This is a genomic window from Streptomyces sp. VRA16 Mangrove soil (assembly GCF_017377775.1).
In the GTDB taxonomy this organism is placed as follows: domain Bacteria; phylum Actinomycetota; class Actinomycetes; order Streptomycetales; family Streptomycetaceae; genus Streptomyces.
This window is the reverse complement of record NZ_JAFVLN010000006.1, coordinates 128,439-148,915: the sequence shown is the minus strand read 5'-3', so window position 1 is coordinate 148,915 and position 20,477 is coordinate 128,439. Positions and strand designations below refer to the sequence as shown.

23 protein-coding genes and 1 pseudogene are annotated in these 20,477 nt (G+C 71.8%); 16 read left to right on the top strand and 8 right to left on the bottom strand.

Annotated features, from left to right (window positions below; genetic code table 11):
- Positions 1-221: 221 nt before the first annotated feature.
- The 6 genes from J3486_RS18210 to J3486_RS18185 all read left to right on the top strand — a co-directional run bounded on the left by J3486_RS18210 (position 222) and on the right by J3486_RS18185 (position 6,082).
- Entirely contained in the window at positions 222-1,958 is a 1,737-nt protein-coding gene (locus J3486_RS18210; protein ID WP_207821408.1) for an MFS transporter, read from the top strand.
- A 218-nt stretch (positions 1,959-2,176) separates the two neighbouring features.
- Entirely contained in the window at positions 2,177-3,418 is a 1,242-nt protein-coding gene (locus J3486_RS18205; RefSeq protein ID WP_229378206.1) for an MFS transporter, read from the top strand.
- Between the two features lie 96 nt (positions 3,419-3,514).
- The gene (locus J3486_RS18200; protein ID WP_207821407.1) at positions 3,515-4,399 is read left to right on the top strand and encodes an oxygenase MpaB family protein; all 885 of its coding nucleotides are present in this window, start codon (positions 3,515-3,517) and stop codon (positions 4,397-4,399) included.
- Positions 4,400-4,473: 74 nt separating this feature from the next.
- Positions 4,474-4,653: a hypothetical protein gene (locus J3486_RS18195; protein ID WP_207821406.1), complete on the top strand. Its 180-nt coding sequence runs from the start codon at positions 4,474-4,476 to the stop codon at positions 4,651-4,653.
- A gap of 42 nt (positions 4,654-4,695) precedes the next feature.
- Positions 4,696-5,472, top strand: coding sequence for a hypothetical protein (locus J3486_RS18190; protein WP_307804857.1), 777 nt, complete (start codon positions 4,696-4,698; stop codon positions 5,470-5,472).
- 106 nt (positions 5,473-5,578) lie between these two features.
- The gene (locus tag J3486_RS18185; protein ID WP_207821405.1) at positions 5,579-6,082 is read left to right on the top strand and encodes a GtrA family protein; all 504 of its coding nucleotides are present in this window, start codon (positions 5,579-5,581) and stop codon (positions 6,080-6,082) included.
- Between the two features lie 15 nt (positions 6,083-6,097).
- Here the strand turns inward: J3486_RS18185 and J3486_RS18180 are convergent.
- Positions 6,098-6,325 (bottom strand): annotated as a pseudogene (locus J3486_RS18180) (dipeptidase PepE); the annotation flags it as partial.
- A gap of 89 nt (positions 6,326-6,414) precedes the next feature.
- Here J3486_RS18180 and J3486_RS18175 point away from each other — a divergent pair.
- From J3486_RS18175 to J3486_RS18155, 5 genes are all read left to right on the top strand, one after another.
- Complete coding sequence (locus J3486_RS18175; protein ID WP_207821404.1) at positions 6,415-7,074, top strand: class I SAM-dependent methyltransferase; 660 nt, start codon at positions 6,415-6,417, stop codon at positions 7,072-7,074.
- Positions 7,075-7,096: 22 nt separating this feature from the next.
- Complete coding sequence (locus J3486_RS18170; RefSeq protein WP_207821403.1) at positions 7,097-8,134, top strand: N-acetylmuramoyl-L-alanine amidase; 1,038 nt, start codon at positions 7,097-7,099, stop codon at positions 8,132-8,134.
- Between the two features lie 131 nt (positions 8,135-8,265).
- Positions 8,266-9,123 carry a DUF5336 domain-containing protein gene (locus tag J3486_RS18165; RefSeq protein WP_207821402.1) on the top strand — a complete coding sequence of 286 codons (858 nt, stop codon included), beginning with the start codon at positions 8,266-8,268 and terminating at the stop codon, positions 9,121-9,123.
- Between the two features lie 116 nt (positions 9,124-9,239).
- Positions 9,240-10,250 (top strand): LLM class F420-dependent oxidoreductase, encoded by a 1,011-nt coding sequence (locus tag J3486_RS18160; protein ID WP_207821401.1) that lies wholly within the window; start codon positions 9,240-9,242, stop codon positions 10,248-10,250.
- 77 nt (positions 10,251-10,327) lie between these two features.
- On the top strand, positions 10,328-10,750 hold the full coding sequence (locus tag J3486_RS18155) for a hypothetical protein (RefSeq protein WP_207821400.1): 423 nt from the start codon (positions 10,328-10,330) through the stop codon (positions 10,748-10,750).
- Positions 10,751-10,759: 9 nt separating this feature from the next.
- On the opposite strand, the gene J3486_RS18150 is transcribed toward J3486_RS18155, so the two are convergent.
- A complete protein-coding gene (locus J3486_RS18150) occupies positions 10,760-11,317 on the bottom strand; it encodes a hypothetical protein (RefSeq protein ID WP_207821399.1) in 558 nt (185 codons plus the stop codon).
- Between the two features lie 119 nt (positions 11,318-11,436).
- Here J3486_RS18150 and J3486_RS18145 point away from each other — a divergent pair, with 119 nt between their 5' ends.
- On the top strand, positions 11,437-11,733 hold the full coding sequence (locus J3486_RS18145) for a hypothetical protein (RefSeq protein ID WP_207821398.1): 297 nt from the start codon (positions 11,437-11,439) through the stop codon (positions 11,731-11,733).
- An 80-nt stretch (positions 11,734-11,813) separates the two neighbouring features.
- Here the strand turns inward: J3486_RS18145 and J3486_RS18140 are convergent, their stop codons facing one another.
- Genes J3486_RS18140 through J3486_RS18130 form a run of 3 tightly spaced genes read right to left on the bottom strand, consistent with a single transcriptional unit; the run spans position 11,814 to position 14,958 of the window.
- On the bottom strand, positions 11,814-12,887 hold the full coding sequence (locus J3486_RS18140; protein ID WP_207821397.1) for a prenyltransferase: 1,074 nt from the start codon (positions 12,885-12,887) through the stop codon (positions 11,814-11,816).
- On the bottom strand, positions 12,884-13,633 hold the full coding sequence (locus J3486_RS18135) for a class I SAM-dependent methyltransferase (RefSeq protein ID WP_207821396.1): 750 nt from the start codon (positions 13,631-13,633) through the stop codon (positions 12,884-12,886). The genes J3486_RS18140 and J3486_RS18135 overlap by 4 nt, the downstream gene beginning before the upstream one ends.
- Positions 13,627-14,958 carry a glycosyltransferase family 4 protein gene (locus tag J3486_RS18130; protein WP_207821395.1) on the bottom strand — a complete coding sequence of 444 codons (1,332 nt, stop codon included), beginning with the start codon at positions 14,956-14,958 and terminating at the stop codon, positions 13,627-13,629. Before J3486_RS18130 ends, J3486_RS18135 begins: the two co-directional genes overlap by 7 nt.
- 230 nt (positions 14,959-15,188) lie before the next feature.
- Here J3486_RS18130 and J3486_RS18125 point away from each other — a divergent pair, with 230 nt between their 5' ends.
- A complete protein-coding gene (locus tag J3486_RS18125; RefSeq protein WP_207821394.1) occupies positions 15,189-15,812 on the top strand; it encodes a TetR family transcriptional regulator in 624 nt (207 codons plus the stop codon).
- 56 nt (positions 15,813-15,868) lie between these two features.
- Here J3486_RS18125 and J3486_RS18120 read toward each other — a convergent pair whose 3' ends face one another.
- The 3 genes from J3486_RS18120 to J3486_RS18110 all read right to left on the bottom strand — a co-directional run bounded on the left by J3486_RS18120 (position 15,869) and on the right by J3486_RS18110 (position 18,491).
- Complete coding sequence (locus tag J3486_RS18120; protein ID WP_207821951.1) at positions 15,869-16,732, bottom strand: tetratricopeptide repeat protein; 864 nt, start codon at positions 16,730-16,732, stop codon at positions 15,869-15,871.
- 65 nt (positions 16,733-16,797) lie between these two features.
- Complete coding sequence (locus J3486_RS18115) at positions 16,798-17,031, bottom strand: ferredoxin (protein ID WP_207821393.1); 234 nt, start codon at positions 17,029-17,031, stop codon at positions 16,798-16,800.
- Between the two features lie 2 nt (positions 17,032-17,033).
- Entirely contained in the window at positions 17,034-18,491 is a 1,458-nt protein-coding gene (locus J3486_RS18110; protein ID WP_207821392.1) for an aldehyde dehydrogenase, read from the bottom strand.
- 106 nt (positions 18,492-18,597) lie between these two features.
- Here J3486_RS18110 and J3486_RS18105 point away from each other — a divergent pair, with 106 nt between their 5' ends.
- From J3486_RS18105 to J3486_RS18100, 3 genes are all read left to right on the top strand, one after another.
- Positions 18,598-19,143 (top strand): GNAT family N-acetyltransferase, encoded by a 546-nt coding sequence (locus J3486_RS18105; RefSeq protein ID WP_307804856.1) that lies wholly within the window; start codon positions 18,598-18,600, stop codon positions 19,141-19,143.
- A gap of 16 nt (positions 19,144-19,159) precedes the next feature.
- Positions 19,160-19,288, top strand: coding sequence for a hypothetical protein (locus J3486_RS44705; protein ID WP_267878208.1), 129 nt, complete (start codon positions 19,160-19,162; stop codon positions 19,286-19,288).
- Between the two features lie 79 nt (positions 19,289-19,367).
- On the top strand, positions 19,368-20,426 hold the full coding sequence (locus tag J3486_RS18100) for an MBL fold metallo-hydrolase (protein ID WP_207821391.1): 1,059 nt from the start codon (positions 19,368-19,370) through the stop codon (positions 20,424-20,426).
- Positions 20,427-20,477 lie beyond the last annotated feature (51 nt).

Here is a 20,477-nt window from a genome sequence, read left to right as displayed (position 1 = left end):
GAGCGGAAGACCGAATCTGACGGCAAGTCAGAACTGGCCGCGGACGCGCACTCCTCCCGTATGCACGCTGCACATGTAATGAAAAGGTCAAGGTTCGCGCTCGTACGACAAACGTCGGAATAGTCGCCCGAGCGAACAGGTTCGACCTACACGCAACCCGCCCGCACACTGCTGTACGCGCGACCCCCGACCATCAGTTTTCTCTCCGGAGGCACGCCTCAATGTCCCAGTCGACGACCGCACCACGCCGCGCGAGCGGCGCCGTCGTCCCCGTCCTCGCCTTCGCCGGCATCGTCGTCGCCGTCATGCAGACCCTGCTCGTGCCGGTCATCAAGGACCTGCCCGAGCTGCTGAGCACCGCCCCCTCGAACGCGACCTGGGTGATGACCTCGACCCTGCTCGCGGGCGCCGTCGCCACCCCGATCATGGGCCGCCTCGGCGACCTCGCGGGCAAGCGCCGGATGCTCCTCACCAGCCTCGCCATCATGGCCGTCGGCTCGCTGATCTGCGGTTTCACCGACCAACTGATCGTCATGATCGTCGGTCGCGCGCTCCAGGGCTTCGCCATGGGCGCCATCCCGCTCGGCATCGGCCTGATGCGCGACATGCTGCCGCGCGAGAAGCTCGGCTCGGCAATGGCCCTGATGTCCTCCTCCATCGGCGTCGGCGGCGGTCTCGCCCTGCCGCTGGCCGCGCTCGTCGCCCAGCACGCCGACTGGCACGCGCTGTTCTTCGGCGCGGCCGGCCTGGGCGTCCTCTCGATCGTCCTCACCCTCGCCCTCGTACCGGAGAGCCCGCTGCGCGCGCAGGGCTCCTTCGACGTCGCCGGCGCGCTCGGTCTCTCCCTCGGCCTGGTCCTCTTCCTGCTCCCCATCACCAAGGGCAGCGACTGGGGCTGGAGCAGCGGCACCACGCTCGGACTGTTCGCGGCCGCACTCGTCGTCCTCGTCCTGTGGGGCCTGATGGAGCTGCGCCTGAAGGCGCCGCTCGTCGACCTGCGCACCACCGCCCGCCGCGAGGTGCTGCTCACGAACCTCGCCTCGATCATGGTGGGTGTCGCGTTCTACGCGATCTCCCTCGTGCTGCCGCAGCTGCTCCAGCTGCCCTCGGCCACCGGCTACGGCCTCGGCCAGTCCATGGTCGTCGCCGGTCTGTGCGTGGCGCCGCTCGGCCTGACGATGATGTTCACCGCCCCGGTCTACGCCCGCCTGTCGGCGAAGTTCGGCCCGAAGGTCACGCTCATCCTCGGCATGCTGATCATCGCGATCGGCTACGGCGCCGGGCTCGGCCTGATGAGCGCCGCCTGGCAGACCATCGTCATCGCGGTGATCGTCGGCGCGGGCATCGGCCTCGCGTACTCCTCGCTGCCCGCGCTGATCATCGGCGCGGTGGACGCGTCGGAGACGGGCGCGGCCAACGGCCTCAACACCCTGATGCGGTCGATCGGTACGTCCGTGTCGTCGGCCGTCATCGGCATGGTCCTGGCCAACACCGCGCACCACGTGGGCGCGGTGGCGGTCCCGACCATGCACGGCTTCCGCGTCTCGTTCCTGATCGCCACGGCCGCGGTCGCGGTGGGTGTCGTGCTCGCCCTGTTCCTGCCGAAGCGCCGCACGGTCACCGGTCCGCAGCTGCGCGCCAGCAGCGAGGAGGAGGCCCATCTGGCGCGCGCCGAGGAGGTGCTCGCCGCGGCCTTCCGCGGACAGGTCCTCGACCCGGCCGGTGCGCCGGTGGCCCGCGCCAAGGTCACCCTGATCGACCGGCGCGGCCGCCAGGCGGGTGCCACGCTGACCGACACCGAGGGGCACTTCGCGGTGACGGTTCCCTCCGGGGGCTCGTACGTTCTCGCGGCGACGGCCACCGGCCATGCTCCGGTCGCCTCGGCCGCCACGCATCACGGTGCGGCCGGTTCGGTGCGGGTGGATCTCTCCCTGGAGGCCGTGGGGGTTGCCTCCTAGAGGGGCCCGGCCCCTTCCTGAAGAGCCGCGGACGCGTCTGCTCGGTTGTTGCGAGCAGACGCGTCCGCGGCTTTTCCGTGGTGCTCGCGCGGTTCCCCGCGCCCCTTACGGGGGCTATCGTCCTGGCCATGCCCGGTACCACTCGCACGCGTTGACGACGTCCTTCCCCGTCTTCGCGTGCTGCCCTCGCCGCAGCACCGCCACCCCAAGGGGTTCTTTTGCTGTGGCACGACCTGTGGCACGACCGCGACTTCCGTCGCCTCTGGCTGGGCCAGACCCTCTCCCAACTCGGGGAACACACCAGCCTAGTGGTCCTTCCGCTGACCGCCGTGCTGACCCTCGGCGCCGGGGCCGCCGAGCTGGGCGCCCTACGGGCCGCCGGGCAGGCGCCGCTCCTGCTGCTGCCGCTCCTGGTGGGCGCCTGGGTGGACCGGCGCCGTACCGTCCCGCTGCTGGTCCGCTCCGATCTGGCACGGGCCATCGCCCTCGGTGCGGCGGCAGCGGCCGGGCTCGTCGGCGCACTGGGGCTGCCGGGCCTGTACACGGTCGCGATCGCCGTCGGGGCACTGTCCGTGCTCTTCGACGTCGCGTACCAGACCTCGCTCGTACGCCTCGTACCCGCCGGTCAACTGGCTTACGGGAACAGCGCGTTGGAGGCGAGCCGGTCCTCCGCGCAGACCGGCGGGCCGGCGCTCGGCGGCGCCCTGGTCTCGCTGGTGTCGGCGCCGATCGCGGCCGCGGCCTGCGCCGCGGCCTTCGCGGGGTCCGCGCTCGCGGCCGGCCGCATCTCCCGCCCGGAGGCGGCGCCCGTCGCCCCCGACGCCGTACGTCCCCCGATGGTGCGGCAGGTCGGGGAGGGGCTGCGGTTCGCGGCGCGGCAACCGGCGCTGCGGGCGCTGGGCCTCGCCTCGGCCGCGTTCCAGTTCACGTTCTCGGCGGCGATGACGGTCCAACTCCTCTATCTGCCGCGCGTGTTGCACCTCTCCGGCACCGAGATCGGTCTCGCGCTCGCCGCCACGGGTCCCGGCGCGCTGCTCGGCTCGCTGCTCGCGGCGCGGCTGCCGGGCCGCGTCGGGTACGGCCCGCTGCTCGTGACGGCGGCCGCCGTGGGGGACGGTGTGCTGCTCTGCGTACCGGCGCTGCCCGGCCCGTCCGCGCTCACCTTCCCCGCGCTGCTCGCGGTCCAGTTCGGCTTCGGCGCGGGCGGCCAGCTGGTGAACGTCATGACGATGGCCGTCCGGCAGGCCCTGGCCCCGGCCGGGATGCAGGGCAGGGCGGCGGCGACGCTCACGTTCGCGGGCATGGGCACGACGCCGCTCGGCTCGCTGCTCGGCGGGGCGCTGGCCCAGACGTGGGGGCTGCGCCCCGCGTTCGTGGTGGCGGCCGCGGGGATGCTGCTCTCCCCGCTCGTGATGGCGCTGTCCCCGCTGGCCCGGCTGGGCCGGACCCTGCCGGGCTGATTACCCTCAACCCACAAGATCCCAGGGGGTGTTCGGTCGGCTACGCTCGCTCACAGGCCCGCACCCCTTCACCGCCTGTCTTCGAAGGAGCGCACCGTGCAGCGTTACGACTGGGTACGAAGGATCAGGCAACTCGACCCCGAGCGCGACTACCACGAGATCTACCGGATCAGCACCGCGCACGAGTTCCCCTGGGACTTCATGCAGGCGCTGGGCTTCGCGCTCTACCGCACGTACGCGGTGCCGAGCATCGGCCGACTCCTCGCCCGGACGGGCGAGTTCACCTCGAGCACCCAGAAGCGCTACGACGACACCGTGCTGCTCCTCGACGCCATCGGCGAGCACGGCATGGACTCGGTGCAGGGGCGCACGGCGATCCGCCGCATGAACCAGATGCACCGCAGCTACGACATCCCCGACGAGGACTTCCGGTACGTCCTGTCGACGTTCGTCGTGGTGCCCAAGCGGTGGCTCGACGACTACGGCTGGCGGCCGCTGACCGAGCACGAGATACGGGCGTCGACGAACTACTACCGGGCGCTGGGCCGGCACATGAACATCCGCGACATCCCGGAGACGTACGCGGAGTTCGAGGCGCTGATGGACGACTACGAGCGCCGCCACTTCGCGTACGACGAGGGCGGGTTCGCGGTCTCGGAGGCCACCCTCGACCTGATGGCCTCGTTCTACCCGGGCCCGCTCGGTCCGGCGATGCGCCAGGCGTCGGTCTGTCTGATGGACCCGCCGCTGCGCGACGCGTTCGGCTACCCGGCGCCGCCCGCCGCGCTGCGGACCGCGGTGCGCGGCGGGATGCGGCTGCGCGGCCGTCTGGTCCGGCTCCTGCCGCCGCGCCGCACCCCGCACTTCGCGCGCGAGAGCCGCAACGTCCGGGGGTATCCGAACGGGTTCCGGGTGGCGGAGCTCGGCACGTTCCCCGGCGGCGGCTGCCCGGTTCCGCACGACGGCTCCGGGGCCCGCTGAGCCGTACCGGGAAAACCAGCTGGGTGGTCGCTCCCACCTGCCTTCAGAGGCTCACGCTCCTGGAGCGGGCGCACGTGCGCTCCGTCCGGCCCCGTCTGCCGGACCGGCCGCACGCCAACGAGCGGCCGATCGCCGAGGGCAGCGGTCTGCCGAGGGCCGGGGTCGAGCGTCTGGCGGCGGAAGGGAGACTCGTCCCGGGGGTCCGGCTGAGCGGCAGGGTCTGCGGCGACTTCACCTTCCTGCTCCCGTGCTGAACCGCTGAGCCGCGTCCGCATCCACCGAACCCGGAGACCGCAGTGACACCACGGACACGAGCCACCGCAGGCATCGAGGACAGATCCCGGCGCCCGGGCGGCAGGCCGCGCCTGACCGGCGTACTGCTGCTCGCGCTGGCCGTGGTGTCCGCGGTGCTCTGCTGTCTGGCGTTCACGGTGTGGCTGCCGCACGACCGGGAGCGGTACCAGGACTACCGGGCGTCGGGACCGTGCCCCGCCCACGTGACGGTCCGGGAGCAGCGGGCGACGGACTGCCGGTTCTCCTGGCGCTACACCGTGGTGAAGGCGGTGACCGACCACGGCGGGAAGACCGACCACTACAAGGTGACGGTGACGGACGGGGACGGCTGGCAGGGCACCGTCGACTTCGGCGACGACGGGCCGCTCTTCAGCCGTCTGTCGGCGGGCGACCGGGTCACCGGCGTCGTCTGGCGCCGCACCCTCGTGACGCTGAGCAAGGACGGCATACGTCAGGACACGTCCGACGCGCCCCGCGACGAGCTCCAGATGACCGCCGCCCTGGGGCTGCTGGCAGCGCTGCTGGCGGCCCAGGCGGCGGCGTTCGGCGCGGCCCGGCTGGTCAGCCCGCGCCGGCACGCCCCCTTCACCTGGGACCCGTACGGCAGGCGGCTGCTCATCACGATCCTGGTCGCCTGCTTCGGTGTGGGGCTGCCCGCGGTGTGGCTCGGTATCCCCTGGTGGACGGTGCCCGTCGTCGTCCTGCCGGTCGTCGCCTGCGTGGCGGTGACGCTGTACCGGCACACGATGGCGTCACATGATGCCAAGCGACACCAATAATTGACTCGACATGGCACCACTCATGCGCCATAGTGGCACCACTAGCGGCGCACGGTGATGCGCGCGCCGACGGGGAGTCATCGACGAGGCGGTCATGGGGGCGGTCATGGAGACAGCACAGGGCACCGAGCGCACAGCACCCGGCGCCGTCGCGGCCTTCGCCCGCTTCGTGCTCTGCGGCGGTGGCGTGGGCCTCGCGTCCAGCTTCGCCGTGGCGGCCGCCGCCTCTTGGCTCCCCTGGATCCTGGCCAACGCGCTGATCACGGTGGTCTCCACCCTGCTCGCCACCGAGCTGCACGCCCGCTTCACCTTCGGCGCGGGCGGGCGCGCCACCTGGAGCCAGCACATGCAGTCGGCCGGGTCCGCGGCAGCCGCGTACGCGGTGACGTGCGTGGCGATGTTCGTCCTGCACCAGCTGGTGGCGTCACCCGGCGCGGTCCTGGAGCAGATCGTCTATCTGTCCGCCTCCGCGCTCACCGGCATCGCCCGGTTCGCGGTGCTGCGCCTGGTGACGTTCGCCCGCGATCACCGCAGCCACCGGGAGCGGGCGCAGAAGACCCCGGCCGTTCCCGCACCGCTGGACGCGACGGCGCTCTGCACCGCCGCGTGAGCGGCGTACGGGACGTCAGCGGGAGGCGTCGAACCGCGGTCGGACGCCGAGGAGTTCGGACACGTCCGAGCCCACGGGCAGTTCACGCGGCGCGGTGCCCCGGCGGAACAGCCGGGCGTCGCGCGCGCCGAGCACCGTCGCGCGCCGCCCTTCCACCCGCAGCCAGGACCCCTCGCGCAGGCCGGGCACGGGGACGTCGTTCTCCTCCAGGAACTCGGTGAGCCGCTCCTCGCGGGTCCCGCCGGCGGGCCTGCGGTTCGGGGTGTGGGTGATGACCCGCCTGTGGCAGGGCTGCTGAGCGGGCGCTCGGCGGCGTACGGCAGCATGTGGGCATGACCACCACAAGCGCCCGTCCCGCCGCCGACGTCCTCGCCGCCTTCGAGAACGCCAAGGGGTTCATGCCGCTCGGTGAAGGGCTCGCGCTGTACGCCGCCGCCGTGGAGGCGGCGGCGCTCGGCCTTCCGCTCCTCGAAGTCGGTACGTACTGCGGGCGCTCCACGATCCTGCTCGCGGACGCCGCGCGCGCCGCCGGGGTCACCGCCCTCACCGTCGACCACCACCGCGGCAGCGAGGAGCAGCAGCCGGGCTGGGACTTCCACGACCCGCAGACCGTCGACCCGGTCGTCGGGAAGATGGACACCCTCCCCACCTTCCGGCGCACGCTGCACGCGGCGGGCCTGGAGGACCACGTGGTCGCGCTGGTCGGGAAGTCGCCGCAGGTGGCGAAGGTGTGGGGCGGGAAGCTCGGCTTCGTCTTCATCGACGGCGGGCACACCGACGAGCACGCCACCGCCGACTACGAGGGCTGGGCACCGCACGTCGCGGACGGCGGCCTGCTCCTCATCCACGACGTCTTCCCCGTCAAGCACGACGAGTGGACCGGGCAGGCCCCGTACCGCGTGTATCTGCGGGCACTGGAGTCCGGGGCGTTCACCGAGGTCTCGGCACACGACTCGCTGCGCGTCCTGAAGCGAACCGGCGCGGGGATCTGAGGTCGCGGTTAAGGTCGGACACGTGTCATACGTAGGCCCGGACCCTGACGACTTCGAAGACTTCTACCGCGACGACGACCCGCAGCGGGGTCACAACGGCCGCCGCTTCAGCGGCCGGCCGGTGCTGGTCACCTTCGCCGCCCTGGTGCCGACCGCGCTCGCGGCCTGGCTGCTGTGGCAGGTCGTGAGCGGTCCCGGCGAGAGCGAGCCGCCGAAGGTGCTCCCGGCGCCGGGCCAGTCGTCGACCGCGTCGCCCTCCCCCTCGGGGAGCGCCGAGGACGAGAAGTCCAGCGCCTCCCCGTCGAAGTCCCCGGCCTCCGCCTCCCCCTCCAGGTCGGCCTCCACGTCGGCCTCGAAGACGCCGACGAAGGCCCCCGGCGGCACCGGCCCGCTCGCCGGGAAGGTCGTCGTCATCGACCCGGGTCACAATCCGGGGAACTTTCGGCACACAGCCGATATCAATCGCACCGTGAACGTCGGCAACGGCAGCAAGGAGTGCGACACCACCGGCACGTCCACCAACGCGGGTTACACCGAGGCCCAGTTCACCCTGGACGTCGCCCGCCGGATGCGGACCCTGCTCGAACAGCAGGGCGCCACCGTGAAGTTGACGCAGAACGGCGACCGGGCCTGGGGCCCGTGCGTGGACGAGCGGGCCCGGATCGGCAACGCGGCACACGCCGACGCGGTCGTCTCCGTGCACGCCGACGGCTCCGCCGCGGGCAACCGCGGCTTCCATGTGATCCTTCCCGCATCCGTGCACGCCGGGGCCGCGGACACCCGCCCCATCGTCGGCACCTCGCGCGATCTCGGCGAGCGCGTCGCGGGCAAGTTCCTCCAGGTCACCGGCGAGCCCCCGTCGAACTACATCGGCGGCGGCACGGCCCTCGACACCCGCTCCGACCTGGGCGGACTCAACCTGTCGACGGTCCCGAAGGTCTTCATCGAGTGCGGCAACATGCGCGACAGCCAGGACGCCTCGCGGCTCACCTCCGGCTCCTGGCGGCAGAAGGCCGCGCAGGGCATCTCTGAGGGAATCGTGAGTTTCCTGCGCGGGTAGCCGTCACCCTGTGGATCTCGGCAGACACTCACCGGACGCGGACGATAGTGTCCTCCGTACGATGTGGGGCCACCCCCGCGCTCTGCGCCGCCTCCACCGATGACCAGACGACAGACGAAGGATCTCCTGAAGTGAATATCCGCTCCCTCACTCGAGGCGACGGCGTGGTGATCGGAGCAGCGGTGTTGCTGTTGATCGCCTCGTTCCTTGCCCTGTACGACGACAAGGGCTCCAACATCGACATGCCCAACGCCTGGGGCAGCGGTCCGCTGCTCATGAGCGTCGTGCTGTCGGGCATCATCGGCGCCGCCCTCATCGTCATCGCACGAGGCATGCCCGAGCAGCGCAGGGTGGCCGGCCTCGATCTGGGACAGTTCGGTGTCGCCGCGACCGTGTTCGCGGCGTGGGGTGCGCTCGGCAACATCTTCGACCCGGCCGGCGGTCTCGACAACGTGGGCAGCGGGAGCGGTGACGGCCCGGACAACGGCATCGGCGCCATCCTGATGCTGATCGCGACCCTGGTCATGGCCGCCGCCGCCGTCGCCACGAACCTGGTGCCCGCGCTCAAGGCCCCCCTCGTCGGCGCCCCGCGCCCGCAGCAGCCGCAGCCCTACGGCGGTCAGCCGCAGGGTGGTTACGGCTACCCGGGCGCCCAGCAGCAGCCGGGCCAGCCGTACGGTGCCCAGCCGGGTCAGCCCGGTCCGGGGCAGCCCTACGGCCAGCAGCAGCCGCAGCCGCAAGCCGCCGCTCCGGCGCCGCAGCCCGCCGCGCCGCAGCAGCAGGGCGGCGGGGACTTCTCGCCGTTCTGGTTCGCCGTTCCGGTGCCGCGCCCGCTGTACGCGGAGGACGGCTCCCCGACGCCGATCGCCGAACTGGCGCCGGGTACCTGGTACTTGGCCGTCGAGCAGCGCGGCCCCGGCCTGGTGGCCCAGACGCAGGACGGCCGTCGCGGCGTGCTGCAGGACACCACCGGTATCCAGCGCGGCTGATCCACGAAGCACCGCAAAGGCCCCTCGCCCGTCTTCTTCCGGGCGCGGGGCCTTTCGCGTACAGTCCAGCGGACCGAGCAGGACTGACACTTCGTCAGATACTCCGGAGGGCACGTATGCGGCTGGGCATCGCACTCGGTTACTGGGGGCGCGGACCGAACCCCGACCATCTCCAACTCGTCCGAGACGCCGAGGAGTTCGGGTACGACTCGGTATGGACCGCCGAGTCCTGGGGCAGTGACGCCTTCACTCCGCTCACCTGGTTCGCGGCGCACACCTCGCGGATCCGGCTCGGCACGGCGATCGCGCAGATGGCGGCCCGCTCCCCCACCACGACCGCGATGCACGCGCTCACGCTCGACCATCTGTCGGGCGGGCGGATGATGCTCGGCCTCGGCCTGTCGGGACCGCAGGTCGTGGAGGGCTGGTACGGGCGCCCCTTCCCGCGCTCGCCGCTGACGGCCACCCGCGAGTACGTGGACGTGGTGCGGCAGGTTCTGCGGCGGGAGGGCCCGGTCGAGGTCGACGGGCGCTTCCACTCCCACCCCTACCGCGGCGACGACGGCACCGGGCTCGGCAAGGCGCTCAAACCCATCACGCACCCCCTCCGCCCCGACCTGCCGGTCCTCCTCGGCGCCGAGGGCCCGAAGAACATCGCGCAGACGACGCGGATCGCCGACGGCTGGCTGCCGCTGTACTGGTCGCCGACGCGCACGGACGTCTACGAGGCATCGCTCGCCGAACTCCGGGAGGGGTTCATGGTCGCGCCGATGGCCCGCGCGAAGGTCTGCGACGACGTCGCCGAGGGGCTGCTGCCCGTCAAGGCGATGCTCGGCTTCTACATCGGCGGCATGGGGCACGCCACCCGCAACTTCCACGCCGACCTGATGGCGCGGATGGGGTACGAGGCCGAGGCCCGGCGCATCCAGGAGCTGTTCGCGGCCGGGCGGCGGGAGGAGGCGGTGCTCGCGGTGCCGGACGCGTTCGCCGACGAGATCTCGCTCGTCGGGCCGCGCGAGCGGATCGCCGAGCGCCTGGAGCTGTGGCGCAAGGGCCCGGTGACGGACCTGCTCGTCCTCTCCCCCGACCCGCTCACCCTGCGCACACTCGCCGAGCTCAGCTCCTGAACCCCGTTGTCAGTGGGGGCTCCTACTGTTCACTCAAGGCCGGGAGGACCGGCCGCGAGGACCAGGAGGAGTGCGTCATGGGTGGCAACGCGTGGGCGATGACGGGGCCTTACCAGGAGGACCTGGCGGCGGCGTTCCGGGCCGAGCAGGAGCGGGAGCTCGCCGAGGACGACCAGGGCTTCCCGGGCCGCACGCTCGACGAGCTGTGGAACGACGAGGAGTGGCAGGAGTACATCTTCACCGGTGGCACCTGCTCGGTCCTCGACCAGGCCTATGTGGTCGAGGCCGGGTCCCGGGACGACGGCCCGTGCATGAGACCCCTGACCGAGGCCGAGATACGGGCATGGTGCCCGGACGGGCGGCCCACGCACGCCGCGTGGGAGACCGCGCTGGGCACGGATGTCCTCGACTATCCGGATCGGGGCTGCGGCAACTGCACGGTGCTCTACGAGGACGGGCGGCCCGCGCGGATCGCGTACTGGGGGGTCACCTGCGACTGACCCCCGGGGTCACGAACCGGAGTTCAGCTGGGACAGGGACGGCACCTTGTCCGTCACCGTCGCGCCCGCGTCCTTGCCCGCGTTCTTCACGGAGTTGATGACGTCGTCGAAGGTGGACGCGACCGAGTCCGTGCCGTCGCCCTTGCGGAGCTTGCTCGGCAGGTCCTTGAGGGAGGCGATGCCCGCCTCCAGCGGGGCCACGGCCTTGGAGAGCAGCGGGTCGCCCTGGGCGTTCTTCGTCGCGGCCTTGAGTCGGTTGTAGGTGAAGGCACCGGCGAGGCCCGCCTTGACCAGGGCGAACTTCTGGCCGTCGGCGCCCTTCTTGAACTTGCCCGCCTTCCACGGCTTCACGATCCACTGGTAGGTGGCGCCGGCCGCGAGGCCCGCGTTCGCCACGAAGCGGGTCTTGGCGAGCTTCTGCCGCTCGGCGGTGCTGGTGGCGCTGGCCGACGCCGTGGTCGCGTCGTCGTCGGAGCCACCGCACGCGGTCGTTCCCGCCAGCAGGGCGCAGCTGACCACGAGGGCCACCAGCAGACGGCGCAGAGGATGGTGAGAGCTGAGCGGCACGGGAGACCTCCGGGACAGAACGGGCACAGCTTCCCGCAGCGTCACCCGGTGGCGGCGCCCCCGCCACCGGGGCGAGCCCGTCCGGGTTTCCCCGGGCCGAACCGGGAAACTCGGAAGTCATGTCTGCGAACCGTCATTACAGGGGCACCAACGAAGCGGCACGAGTCGTCATGGTCGTCGCCGATGTACTGGCGCTGATCCTCGGTCTATGGATCCTGATGTATCTGCTCGACGCGAACCGCGGGAACGATCTCGTCCAGTTCATTCACCACACCGCGTCGTGGCTCGCCGGCTGGTCGCACGACCTGTTCACGTTCGACGAGGCCTGGGCGCGGGTAGTTGCTGGTTACGGGCTCGCTGCCGTGGTCTATCTGTTCGTCGGGCACGCCGTGGCGAACAGGCTGCGCCGGTACTGACGCAGCCGGTCCTCTCATCCTGCGCATCTCTCCGACGTCCCGGTGGGACGCCTGCCCCCGCAACTGAACCGGCTGCCTCGTCAGTCGCAGCAATCCGGGTCGACCCCGGACGGGAGGGCTTCTCCGCCGAACACGGAACACGTCGCCTCGTCCCCGCCGAGCGCCGCCACGGCGAGCAGCACGGACCCGGCGGTCCACGTGGTCAGCTCCTCGGGCCAGACGGCCCGGTCCTCGAAGACGTAGCCCGTCCAGTAGAGGCCGGTCCTCGGGTCCCGCAGGTGCTGGATGTCCTGCAGGATCGCGAGCGCGCGGTCGGACTCGCCCATCGCCCACAGGGCGAGGGCGAGTTCGGCGCTCTCGCCGCCGGTCACCCACGGGTTGGGGACGACGCAGCGCACACCGAGTCCGGGCACGACGAAGCGGTCCCAGTCGGCCTCGATGCGGGCCTTCGCCTCCGCTCCGCGCAGCGCGCCGCCCAGGACCGGGTAGTACCAGTCCATCGAGTAGCGGTCCTTGTCGAGGAAGCGCTCCGGGTGGCGGCGGATGGCGTGCCGCAGCGCGCCGAGCGCCAGCTCCCAGTCGGGCTGCGGCTCCTCGCGCTGCTCGGCGATGGCGAGCGCGCAGCGCAGGGCGTGGTGGATGGACGAACTGCCGGTCAGGAGCGCGTCGTTGACGGGTGTGCCGTCCTCCTCGCGCTTCCAGCCGATCTGCCCGCCCGGCTGCTGCAGCCGCAGCACCCACTCGATCGCCGCGTACACGGTGGGCCACATGCGGTCCAGGAACGCGTCGTCGCCGGTGCAGAGGTAGTGGTGCCAGACGCCCACGGCCACGTACGCCACGAAGTTGGACTCGCGGCCGCGGTCGGTGATGTCGTGCGGGTCGCCGTCGCGGTAGGCGGCGTACCAGGAGCCGTCCTCGTTGCGGTGCCGGGCGAGCCAGTCGTAGGCGCGCTCGGCGGCCTCGTGCTCGCCGGCCACGTCGAGCGCCATGGCGGCCTCGGTGTGGTCCCAGGGGTCGAGGTGGTGGCCGCGGAACCACGGTACGGCGCCGTCGGCGCGCTGGACGGCGAGGATGCCGCGTACCGTCGCCGCGGCCTGATCGGCCGTCAGCACCCCTTGCAGGGTGAGGAGTTCGGTCCGCTCCGGGCTGCTCACTCAGCGACCTCGGCGGCCCCGGCGGCCTTCGGCAGGTGCGGCTTGGTGGCGTAGGCGACGAAGCTCTTGCCGACGACGGGGTTGAGCAGCTGCTCGGCGACCCGGGTCAGGGCGGGCTTCTTCATGATGTCCCAGACCAGGAGCTTGTGGTACGCCTTCACCGGCAGCGCCTTGTCGTTGTCGACGCCGAACGCGCACTTCAGCCACCAGTACGGCGCGTGCAGCGCGTGCGCGTGGTGGGTGCCGTACGGCTTCAGGCCCGCCTCGCGCATCTTGGCGAGGAGTTCGTCGGCCTTGTAGATGCGGATGTGGCCGCCCTCGACCTCGTGGTACGCGTCGGACAGCGCCCAGCAGACCTTCTCGGGGCCGTAGCGCGGCACGGTGACGGCGATACGGCCGCCCGGCTTGAGGACGCGCACCATCTCCGCGAGCACACCCTTGTCGTCGGGGATGTGCTCCATCACCTCGCTGATGATGACGACGTCGAACGACTCGTCGGGGAACGGCAGTTGGAGCGCGTCACCCTCCATCGCGGTGGCGGTGGCGCCCGCGGGGGCCTCGCCGGCCTCCTTCATGGCGGCGAACCACTTGGCGACCTCGGCGATCTCTTCCTTGTTCTGGTCGAGAGCGACGACCTGTGCCCCGCGCCGGTAGCACTCGAACGCGTGCCGTCCGGCCCCGCACCCGAGATCGAGGACGCGGTCGCCCGCGGCGAGCGGGAAACGGGTGAAGTCGACGGTCAGCACGTGGCCCTGCTTTCCTCTGGGGTTTCCTGTTGCGGGGTTTCCTGATGCGGTCGCACGGGCGTGGTGGCGGCGGGGGCGGCCGCCATCGCCTCGCGGTAGAGCTCGGCCGTGCCCTGCGCGGCCCGCGCCCAGGTGAAGCGGTCCAGGACCCGGGCGCGGCCCGCGGCGCCGAGCCTGCGGCGCAGTTCGCGGTCGCCGAGCAGCCGGCTCAGGCCCGCCGCGAGGGCGCCCGCGTCGCCGGTCGGCACGGACAGGCAGGTCTCGCCGTCGGGTCCGGCGACCTCCGGGATCGCGCCGCCCGTGGTGGCGACGAGCGGGGTGCCGGTGGCCATGGCCTCGGCGGCGGGCAGCGAGAAGCCTTCGTAGAGGGAGGGGACGCAGGCGACCTGCGCCGAGCGCACCAGGTCGACCAGTTCCCGGTCGCTGATGCCCTTGACGAACTCGACGGCGCCTTCGAGGCCGTAGCGCTCCATGGCCTGGGCGACCGGGCCCTCGGTGGGCCGCTTGCCGACCACCACGAGATGGGCGTCCGGCTGCTCGGCGCGCACCTTGGCGAGCGCCTCGACGAGGAAGACCAGACCCTTGAGCGGGACGTCGGCGCTGGAGGTGGTGACGATGCGGCCCGGGACCTCGGGCACCGCCGGATCCGGCGAGAACAGGTCGGTGTCGGCGCCGATGTGCACGACGCGGATGCGGTCGGGGCGCACACCGAGGTGCTGGACGATCTCGTCGCGGGAGGTGCCGGAGACGGTGAGGACCGACGGGAGGCGGCGCGCGACACGCTTCTGCATGCGCGTGAACGCGTACCAGCGGCGCTTGGAGAGGCGCTGCTGCCAGTTCTCCGCGGCGTCCAGCTCCAGTTGCCGGTCGACGGTGATGGGGTGGTGGATCGTGGTCACCAGCGGGGCCCCGACATCGCCCAACAGGCCGTATCCGAGCGTCTGGTTGTCGTGCACGACGTCGAACTGGCCGCGCCTGGCGTGCAGGTGGCGGCGGGCCCGCAGCGAGAACGTCAGCGGCTCGGGGAAGCCGCCGGTGCGCATGGTGCCGAATTCGAGGGCGTCGACCCAGTCGCGGAACTCGTCGCGCCGCGGCGTGCGGAAGGGGTCGGGGCTGCGGTACAGGTCGAGGCTGGGCAGCTCCGTGAGCGGCACGCCTTCGTCGAGCACCGGGTACGGCTGGGAGCCGAGCACCTCGACGCGGTGCCCGAGGCGGGCCAGCTCACGCGAGAGATGACGTACGTAGACGCCCTGGCCACCGCAGAACGGGTTGCCCTTGTACGTGAGGAGAGCGATGCGCAACGACTCCGTCGACTCCGCGGTCACTCCAGGCCACCCTTCTCTCCTGCTTGCCCGTGGACATCCCGGCCTGCCAGTGGACACTACGTGGGGACGCTAATCTAGAACAAGTTTCAGACTGGATCGTTCAAAGATCATTCAATGGGGATCGAATCTACCGGCTGGTAGCCAGGCTGTGGCAGGTGGATCAGGTGATTCGCGCCACGGGTCGCGGCCACCGGAGACCGAACCGGACGGATGCGGACGGAAGCAGGCAGATGACAGCTCCGGATGCCAGAGGCGGCGGCGCGCAGGGCGCTCCGGCGCTCACCGAGCGGCAGGAGGCGCGGCGCCGCCGGATCCTGCACGCGAGCGCGCAGCTCGCGGCGCGCGGTGGGTTCGACGCGGTGCAGATGCGGGAGGTCGCCGAGTCGTCCCAGGTCGCGCTCGGCACGCTGTACCGGTACTTCCCGAGCAAGGTGCATCTGCTGGTCGCGACCATGCAGGACCAGCTCCAGCACATGCACACGACCGTCCGCAAACGCCCGCCGGCCGGTGCCACCTCCTCCGAGCGGGTCGCCGAGACGCTGATGCGCGCCTTCCGCGCGCTCCAGCGCGAGCCGCATCTGGCGGACGCGATGGTGCGCGCCCTGACGTTCGCGGACCGCAGCGTGAGCCCCGAGGTCGACCAGGTTTCGCGTCAGACGACGGCGATCATCCTGGACGCGATGGAACTGGACGACCCGACACCCGAGCAGCTCTCGGCGGTCCGGGTGATCGAGCACACCTGGCACTCGGCACTGATCACGTGGCTGTCGGGGCGGGCGTCGATCGCCCAGGTGAAGATCGACATCGAGACGGTGTGCAAGCTGATCGATCTGACGGCGCCGGACAAGCCGTAGACCGCCCTGACTGCGTTGACTGCGCTGACTGCTCCGACCGCCCCGGACCGGCGCCCCTAGCGGACCGCTTCCAGGGCGCTCCACACCGGGCCGCCGGCGGCGCCCGCCGCCCAGGTGTCGAGCAGCCGCCGCACGTCGGACTCCGGGGCCGCGAGGGAGACGGTCTGGGCACCCGCGTGCAGGGCGCCGTCCTTCTCCAGGGTGCCCTCGCTGCAGCACTTGCAGATCATCTCCACGGACGACGTCGGCTCGGCGCAGCAGCCGTGCTCGTCGAACAGGTCCACCAGCGCGCGCAGTTCGGTCTCCTCGGCGGCGTGCACCGTCACCGTCCAGGTGGGCAGGTCCGAGGCCTCGAAGCGGAGCAGTTCGTCGAAGACCGGGTAGGTGGTGCCGTTGACGACGCGTTCGCCGTTGGGGGCGCCGTCGTGGACGACGACCTCTCCGTAGCGGCGTCCGCCGGTGACCGGGACGTTGAGGACCAGCGCCCGGGTCGGGCACAGTCTGCGCCCCCACACGACCTCCTGCTGTCCGTCGGTGTCGAGCCGGACGGCGACCGGCCCGAAGTCGTGGTCGATCGGCCCTTCGCCGTCCGGCACGGTGATGCCGTAGCCCGCCCAGGCGTCGCGCGCCGTCGCCCAGTCGCGCCGGATGGTGGCCGCGATGCCCAGGTTCCAGAACGCCGGGTCGCCGGTGCCGCGTTCGGCGCGGGCCGCGGCCTCCTTGCCCAGCGCGTACGCCTTGTCCCAGTTGCGCAGGAACTTGTGGGCGAGCGCGGCGTCGTACCACCACACCGCGCTCGGTTCCTCGTCGGGGAAGTGGGCGAGCACGCGCTCGTAGAGCTCGGCGGAACGCGCCCACTCCTCCCTCTGCCACGCCTCGTAGGCCTGGTCGATCAGCTCTGTGGCCTCGGACTTCTCCATCACGCTCCCACCCCTTGGTCCTGTGTTCGACAGCGGGTAGGAGCGTAATGGCGGCTTCCGGTCGCTCACTCCTCGGGCGGGAACACCGGCTCCCCGCTGTCGAGGAGCGTGATCATGATGGCCTCGACCGGGCAGCCCTCGGCGGCCGCGAGGACCTTTTCGTTGGCGTCCGTGTCCGGGGTCTCGGGGTGGGACTGCCGGGCCGTGTCGAGACGGAAGGCGTCGGGGGCGTGGTTCACGCACATGCCCGAGCCGATGCACACGCTCCGGTCGACCTCCACGTGCCACCGGTCGCCCATGGTCAGCCCTCCCAACCGGCGGGCAGGTGGATCATCTTGTGCTCCAGGTAGGCGCTGTAGCCCTCGGGCCCGAACTCCCGCCCCACGCCGCTGTTCTTGTAGCCGCCGAACGGGCCGAGCATGTCGAGGCTGAAGGTGTTCACGTTGTACGTGCCCGTGCGCACCTGCCGTGCGATGTCGATGCCGTGGGCGACGTCGGCCGTCCAGACGCTGCCGCTCAGGCCGTAGTCGGAGTCGTTGGCGATCTTCACGGCCTCGGTCTCGTCGCCGTACGGGAGCAGGCAGATGACCGGGCCGAAGATCTCCTCGCGGGCGATGCGCATGCTGTTGTTCACGTCGCCGAAAAGGGTCGGCTCGACGTACGCGCCCGCCTCCAGGCCCTTCGGCACGCCGCCGCCCGTGAGGATCTTGGCGCCCTCCTCCTGGCCGATACGGATGTAGTCGAGGTTGCGCTGCTGCTGGCGCTTGGCGACGAGCGGGCCGACCTGGGTGGCCGGGTCGAGCGGGTCACCGACGACCAGCGCGGAGGCGGCGGCGGTGAACGCCTCGGCGAACTCGTCGTAGCGGGAGCGGGGAAGGAGGATGCGGGTCTGGGCGACGCACGCCTGGCCGTTGTTCATCCAGGCGGCCGGGACGACCCCGGCGACGGTGGAATCGAGGTCGGCGTCCGGCAGGACGACGGCGGCGGACTTGCCGCCCAGTTCCAGGGTGACGCGGGTGAGGTTGCGGGCCGCGACCTCCATGACGCGCCTGCCGGCCGGGACCGACCCCGTGAAGGAGATCTTGTCGACGCCGGGGTGGCCGACCAGGTACTCGCTGACCTCGCGGTCGGCGGGGAGGATGGAGAGCACCCCCTCCGGCAGCCCGGCCTCCTGCGCGATCTCGCCGAGGAGGTACGCGTCGAGGGGCGACTCGGGCGACGGCTTGAGGACCACCGTGCAGCCGGCGAGCAGCGCGGGCGCGAGCTTGGCGGCGGCGACGAACTGCGGGACGTTCCAGGGGACCACGGCCGCGACCACGCCCACCGGCTCGCGACGCACCAGGAGCTTGCCGAGGGCGCCGTCACGTGTCTCCTCGTACGTGAAGTCGCGGGCGACGTTGATGGCGCTGTCCCAGACCATCATCGCGCCGAGCGCCTGGGCGAGCACGGACCAGGAGTAGGGGGAGCCGTTCTCCTGCGAGATGACCTTGGCGATCTCCTCGTGCCGGACGGCGATGGCGTCCTTGATGCGGCTGACGACGGCGGTCCGCTCGTCCAGCGACATGCGGGGCCAGGGGCCCTCGTCGAAGGCGCGGCGGGCGGCGGCGACGGCCCGGTCGACGTCGGCGGGCGCGGCGTGCGGCACCCGCCCGAAGACCTCGCCGGTGTGCGGGGACACGACCTCGATGACGTCCTTGCCGAGGGGGTCGGTCAACTCCCCGCCGATGAACAGTTGTCCGCGTTCCACGAGCTCGGTCATGGCTGACTTCCTCTTCCCCGGCCATTTCTGACGGTGTCTCAGAACTGATACCAGTTCTAGTTGCCGTACGGAAGGGTGGTGCGCGTCCGGGACGTAGGGTGCGACGGTGACCGCAGAACCGATCCGCACCGCACGCCTCACCCTGCTGCCGCTGGCCGTCGCGCACGCCCGGGAGATGGCACAGGTGCTCGCCGACCCCGCGCTGTACACCTTCACGGGAGGCGAGCCGCCGACTCCCGACGCGCTGCGGGCGCGCTACGCACGCCAGGTCGCGGGCCCGGACGACCCCGGCACCGAGTGGCTCAACTGGGTGGTGCGGGTGGACCGTTCGGGGCGGCTCGCGGGCTACGTACAGGCCACGGTGACGAACCGGGCGACGGGCGGGGCGACGGCCGACGTGGCCTGGGTCGTGGGCACCGAGTGGCAGGGACAGGGCATCGCGCGGGAAGCGGCGCTCGGGATGCGGCGCCTGCTGGCGCGGCACGGCGTACGGGACCTCACCGCCCACATCCACCCGGAGCACACGGCATCATCGGGAGTGGCGCGGGCGCTCGGGCTCACACCGAGCGGCGAGGCCGACGAGGACGGGGAGATCGTCTGGCGCGGACGGACGGACGGACGGCCAGCCATGAGGACGGACGGCCAGCCATGAGGACGGCCGACCAGCCATGAGGACAGCCGTAACGACCAAGACGGTCAGGACGGCCAGGGTGGAACCGATCCGGCGACCCGACGACCTGGGCGACCTGGGCAACCTGGGGCACCGCGGCAGCCTGGACGACCGGGGCAACCATTGAAACAAGTTCTACAAGTTCCCGTACAGTGACGGGAGTTCGGCGCGGCGACACACACTCTCGGCGGCGGAGGGGCGACCCCATGGCACGGGCGACACAAGCGACGCAGGTGACCGACCACGGCGGGGGTGTGCACAGCATCCGCGTCCCGATCCCCGACAACCCGCTCGGCCACACCCTCGTCTATGTGCTCGACACGGACGCGGGCCCCGTTCTGATCGACACCGGCTGGGACGACCCCGACTCCTGGGACACGCTCGTCGCCGGGCTCACCGCAGTCGGCACATCGGTCGGCGAGCTCTCCGGGGTCCTCATCACCCATCACCACCCGGACCACCACGGCCTGTCGGAGAAGGTGCGGAAGGCCTCCGGCGCCTGGATCGCGATGCACGAGGCGGACGTCGCCGTGGTGCGGCGCACGCGCGAGAACAAGCCGTCGCGCTGGTACGCGTACATGGTCGCGAAGCTCGCCTCGGCGGGGGCGCCCGAGGACCATCTGGCCCCGCTGATCGCGGCCCGCGACTCCGGCCGCCCGCGCGCCCTGCCCGGCTTCGCCCCCGCGCTGCCCGACCGCACCATCACCCCCGGCGACCTGCTCCCGCTGCCGGGCCGCAGGCTGCGCGCGATCTGGACGCCGGGCCACACGCCCGGCCATGTCTGCCTGCATCTCGAAGAGGAGCACCCGGCCCGACTCGCGGGCAGTGGGCGGCTGTTCAGCGGCGACCACGTGCTGCCGGGCATCACACCGCACATCGGCCTGTACGAGGATCCGGACGACACCACCGTCACCGATCCTCTGGGCGACTACCTCGACTCCCTCGAACGCGTCGGCCGGCTCGCGCCCGCCGAGATCCTCCCGGCCCACCAGCACCCGTTCACCGACGCGCCCGCCCGCGTACGGGAGTTGCTCGACCACCACGAGGAGCGCCTGAACGATCTGCTGTCCCTGCTCTCCGCCCCGCTCACGCCCTGGCAGCTCGCGGAGCGGATGGAGTGGAACAGGCCGTGGGCCGACATCCCGTACGGCTCCCGGAACATCGCCGTCTCGGAGGCCGAGGCGCACCTGCGCCGCCTGGTGAAGCAGGGGCGGGTGGAGGCGGTGCCGGGGAGCAGTCCCGTGGCCTATGTGGCGGCGCCCTGATACATCGGGTGACCTGGAAGGATCTTTGCCGCGCGGAGATGGCCGGGGTGC

Excerpts from the sequence above, each read along its gene's own strand:
- J3486_RS18210 (WP_207821408.1), top strand. The coding sequence starts at position 222 with ATGTCCCAGTCGACGACCGCACCACGCCGCGCGAGCGGCGCCGTCGTC.
- J3486_RS18185 (WP_207821405.1), top strand. The coding sequence starts at position 5,579 with ATGGAGACAGCACAGGGCACCGAGCGCACAGCACCCGGCGCCGTCGCG.
- J3486_RS18175 (WP_207821404.1), top strand. The coding sequence starts at position 6,415 with ATGACCACCACAAGCGCCCGTCCCGCCGCCGACGTCCTCGCCGCCTTC.
- J3486_RS18160 (WP_207821401.1), top strand. The coding sequence starts at position 9,240 with ATGCGGCTGGGCATCGCACTCGGTTACTGGGGGCGCGGACCGAACCCC.
- J3486_RS18155 (WP_207821400.1), top strand. The coding sequence starts at position 10,328 with ATGGGTGGCAACGCGTGGGCGATGACGGGGCCTTACCAGGAGGACCTG.
- J3486_RS18145 (WP_207821398.1), top strand. The coding sequence starts at position 11,437 with ATGTCTGCGAACCGTCATTACAGGGGCACCAACGAAGCGGCACGAGTC.
- J3486_RS18125 (WP_207821394.1), top strand. The coding sequence starts at position 15,189 with ATGACAGCTCCGGATGCCAGAGGCGGCGGCGCGCAGGGCGCTCCGGCG.
- J3486_RS18120 (WP_207821951.1), bottom strand. The coding sequence starts at position 16,732 with ATGGAGAAGTCCGAGGCCACAGAGCTGATCGACCAGGCCTACGAGGCG.
- J3486_RS18115 (WP_207821393.1), bottom strand. The coding sequence starts at position 17,031 with ATGGGCGACCGGTGGCACGTGGAGGTCGACCGGAGCGTGTGCATCGGC.
- J3486_RS18110 (WP_207821392.1), bottom strand. The coding sequence starts at position 18,491 with ATGACCGAGCTCGTGGAACGCGGACAACTGTTCATCGGCGGGGAGTTG.
- J3486_RS44705 (WP_267878208.1), top strand. The coding sequence starts at position 19,160 with ATGAGGACAGCCGTAACGACCAAGACGGTCAGGACGGCCAGGGTGGAA.
- J3486_RS18100 (WP_207821391.1), top strand. The coding sequence starts at position 19,368 with ATGGCACGGGCGACACAAGCGACGCAGGTGACCGACCACGGCGGGGGT.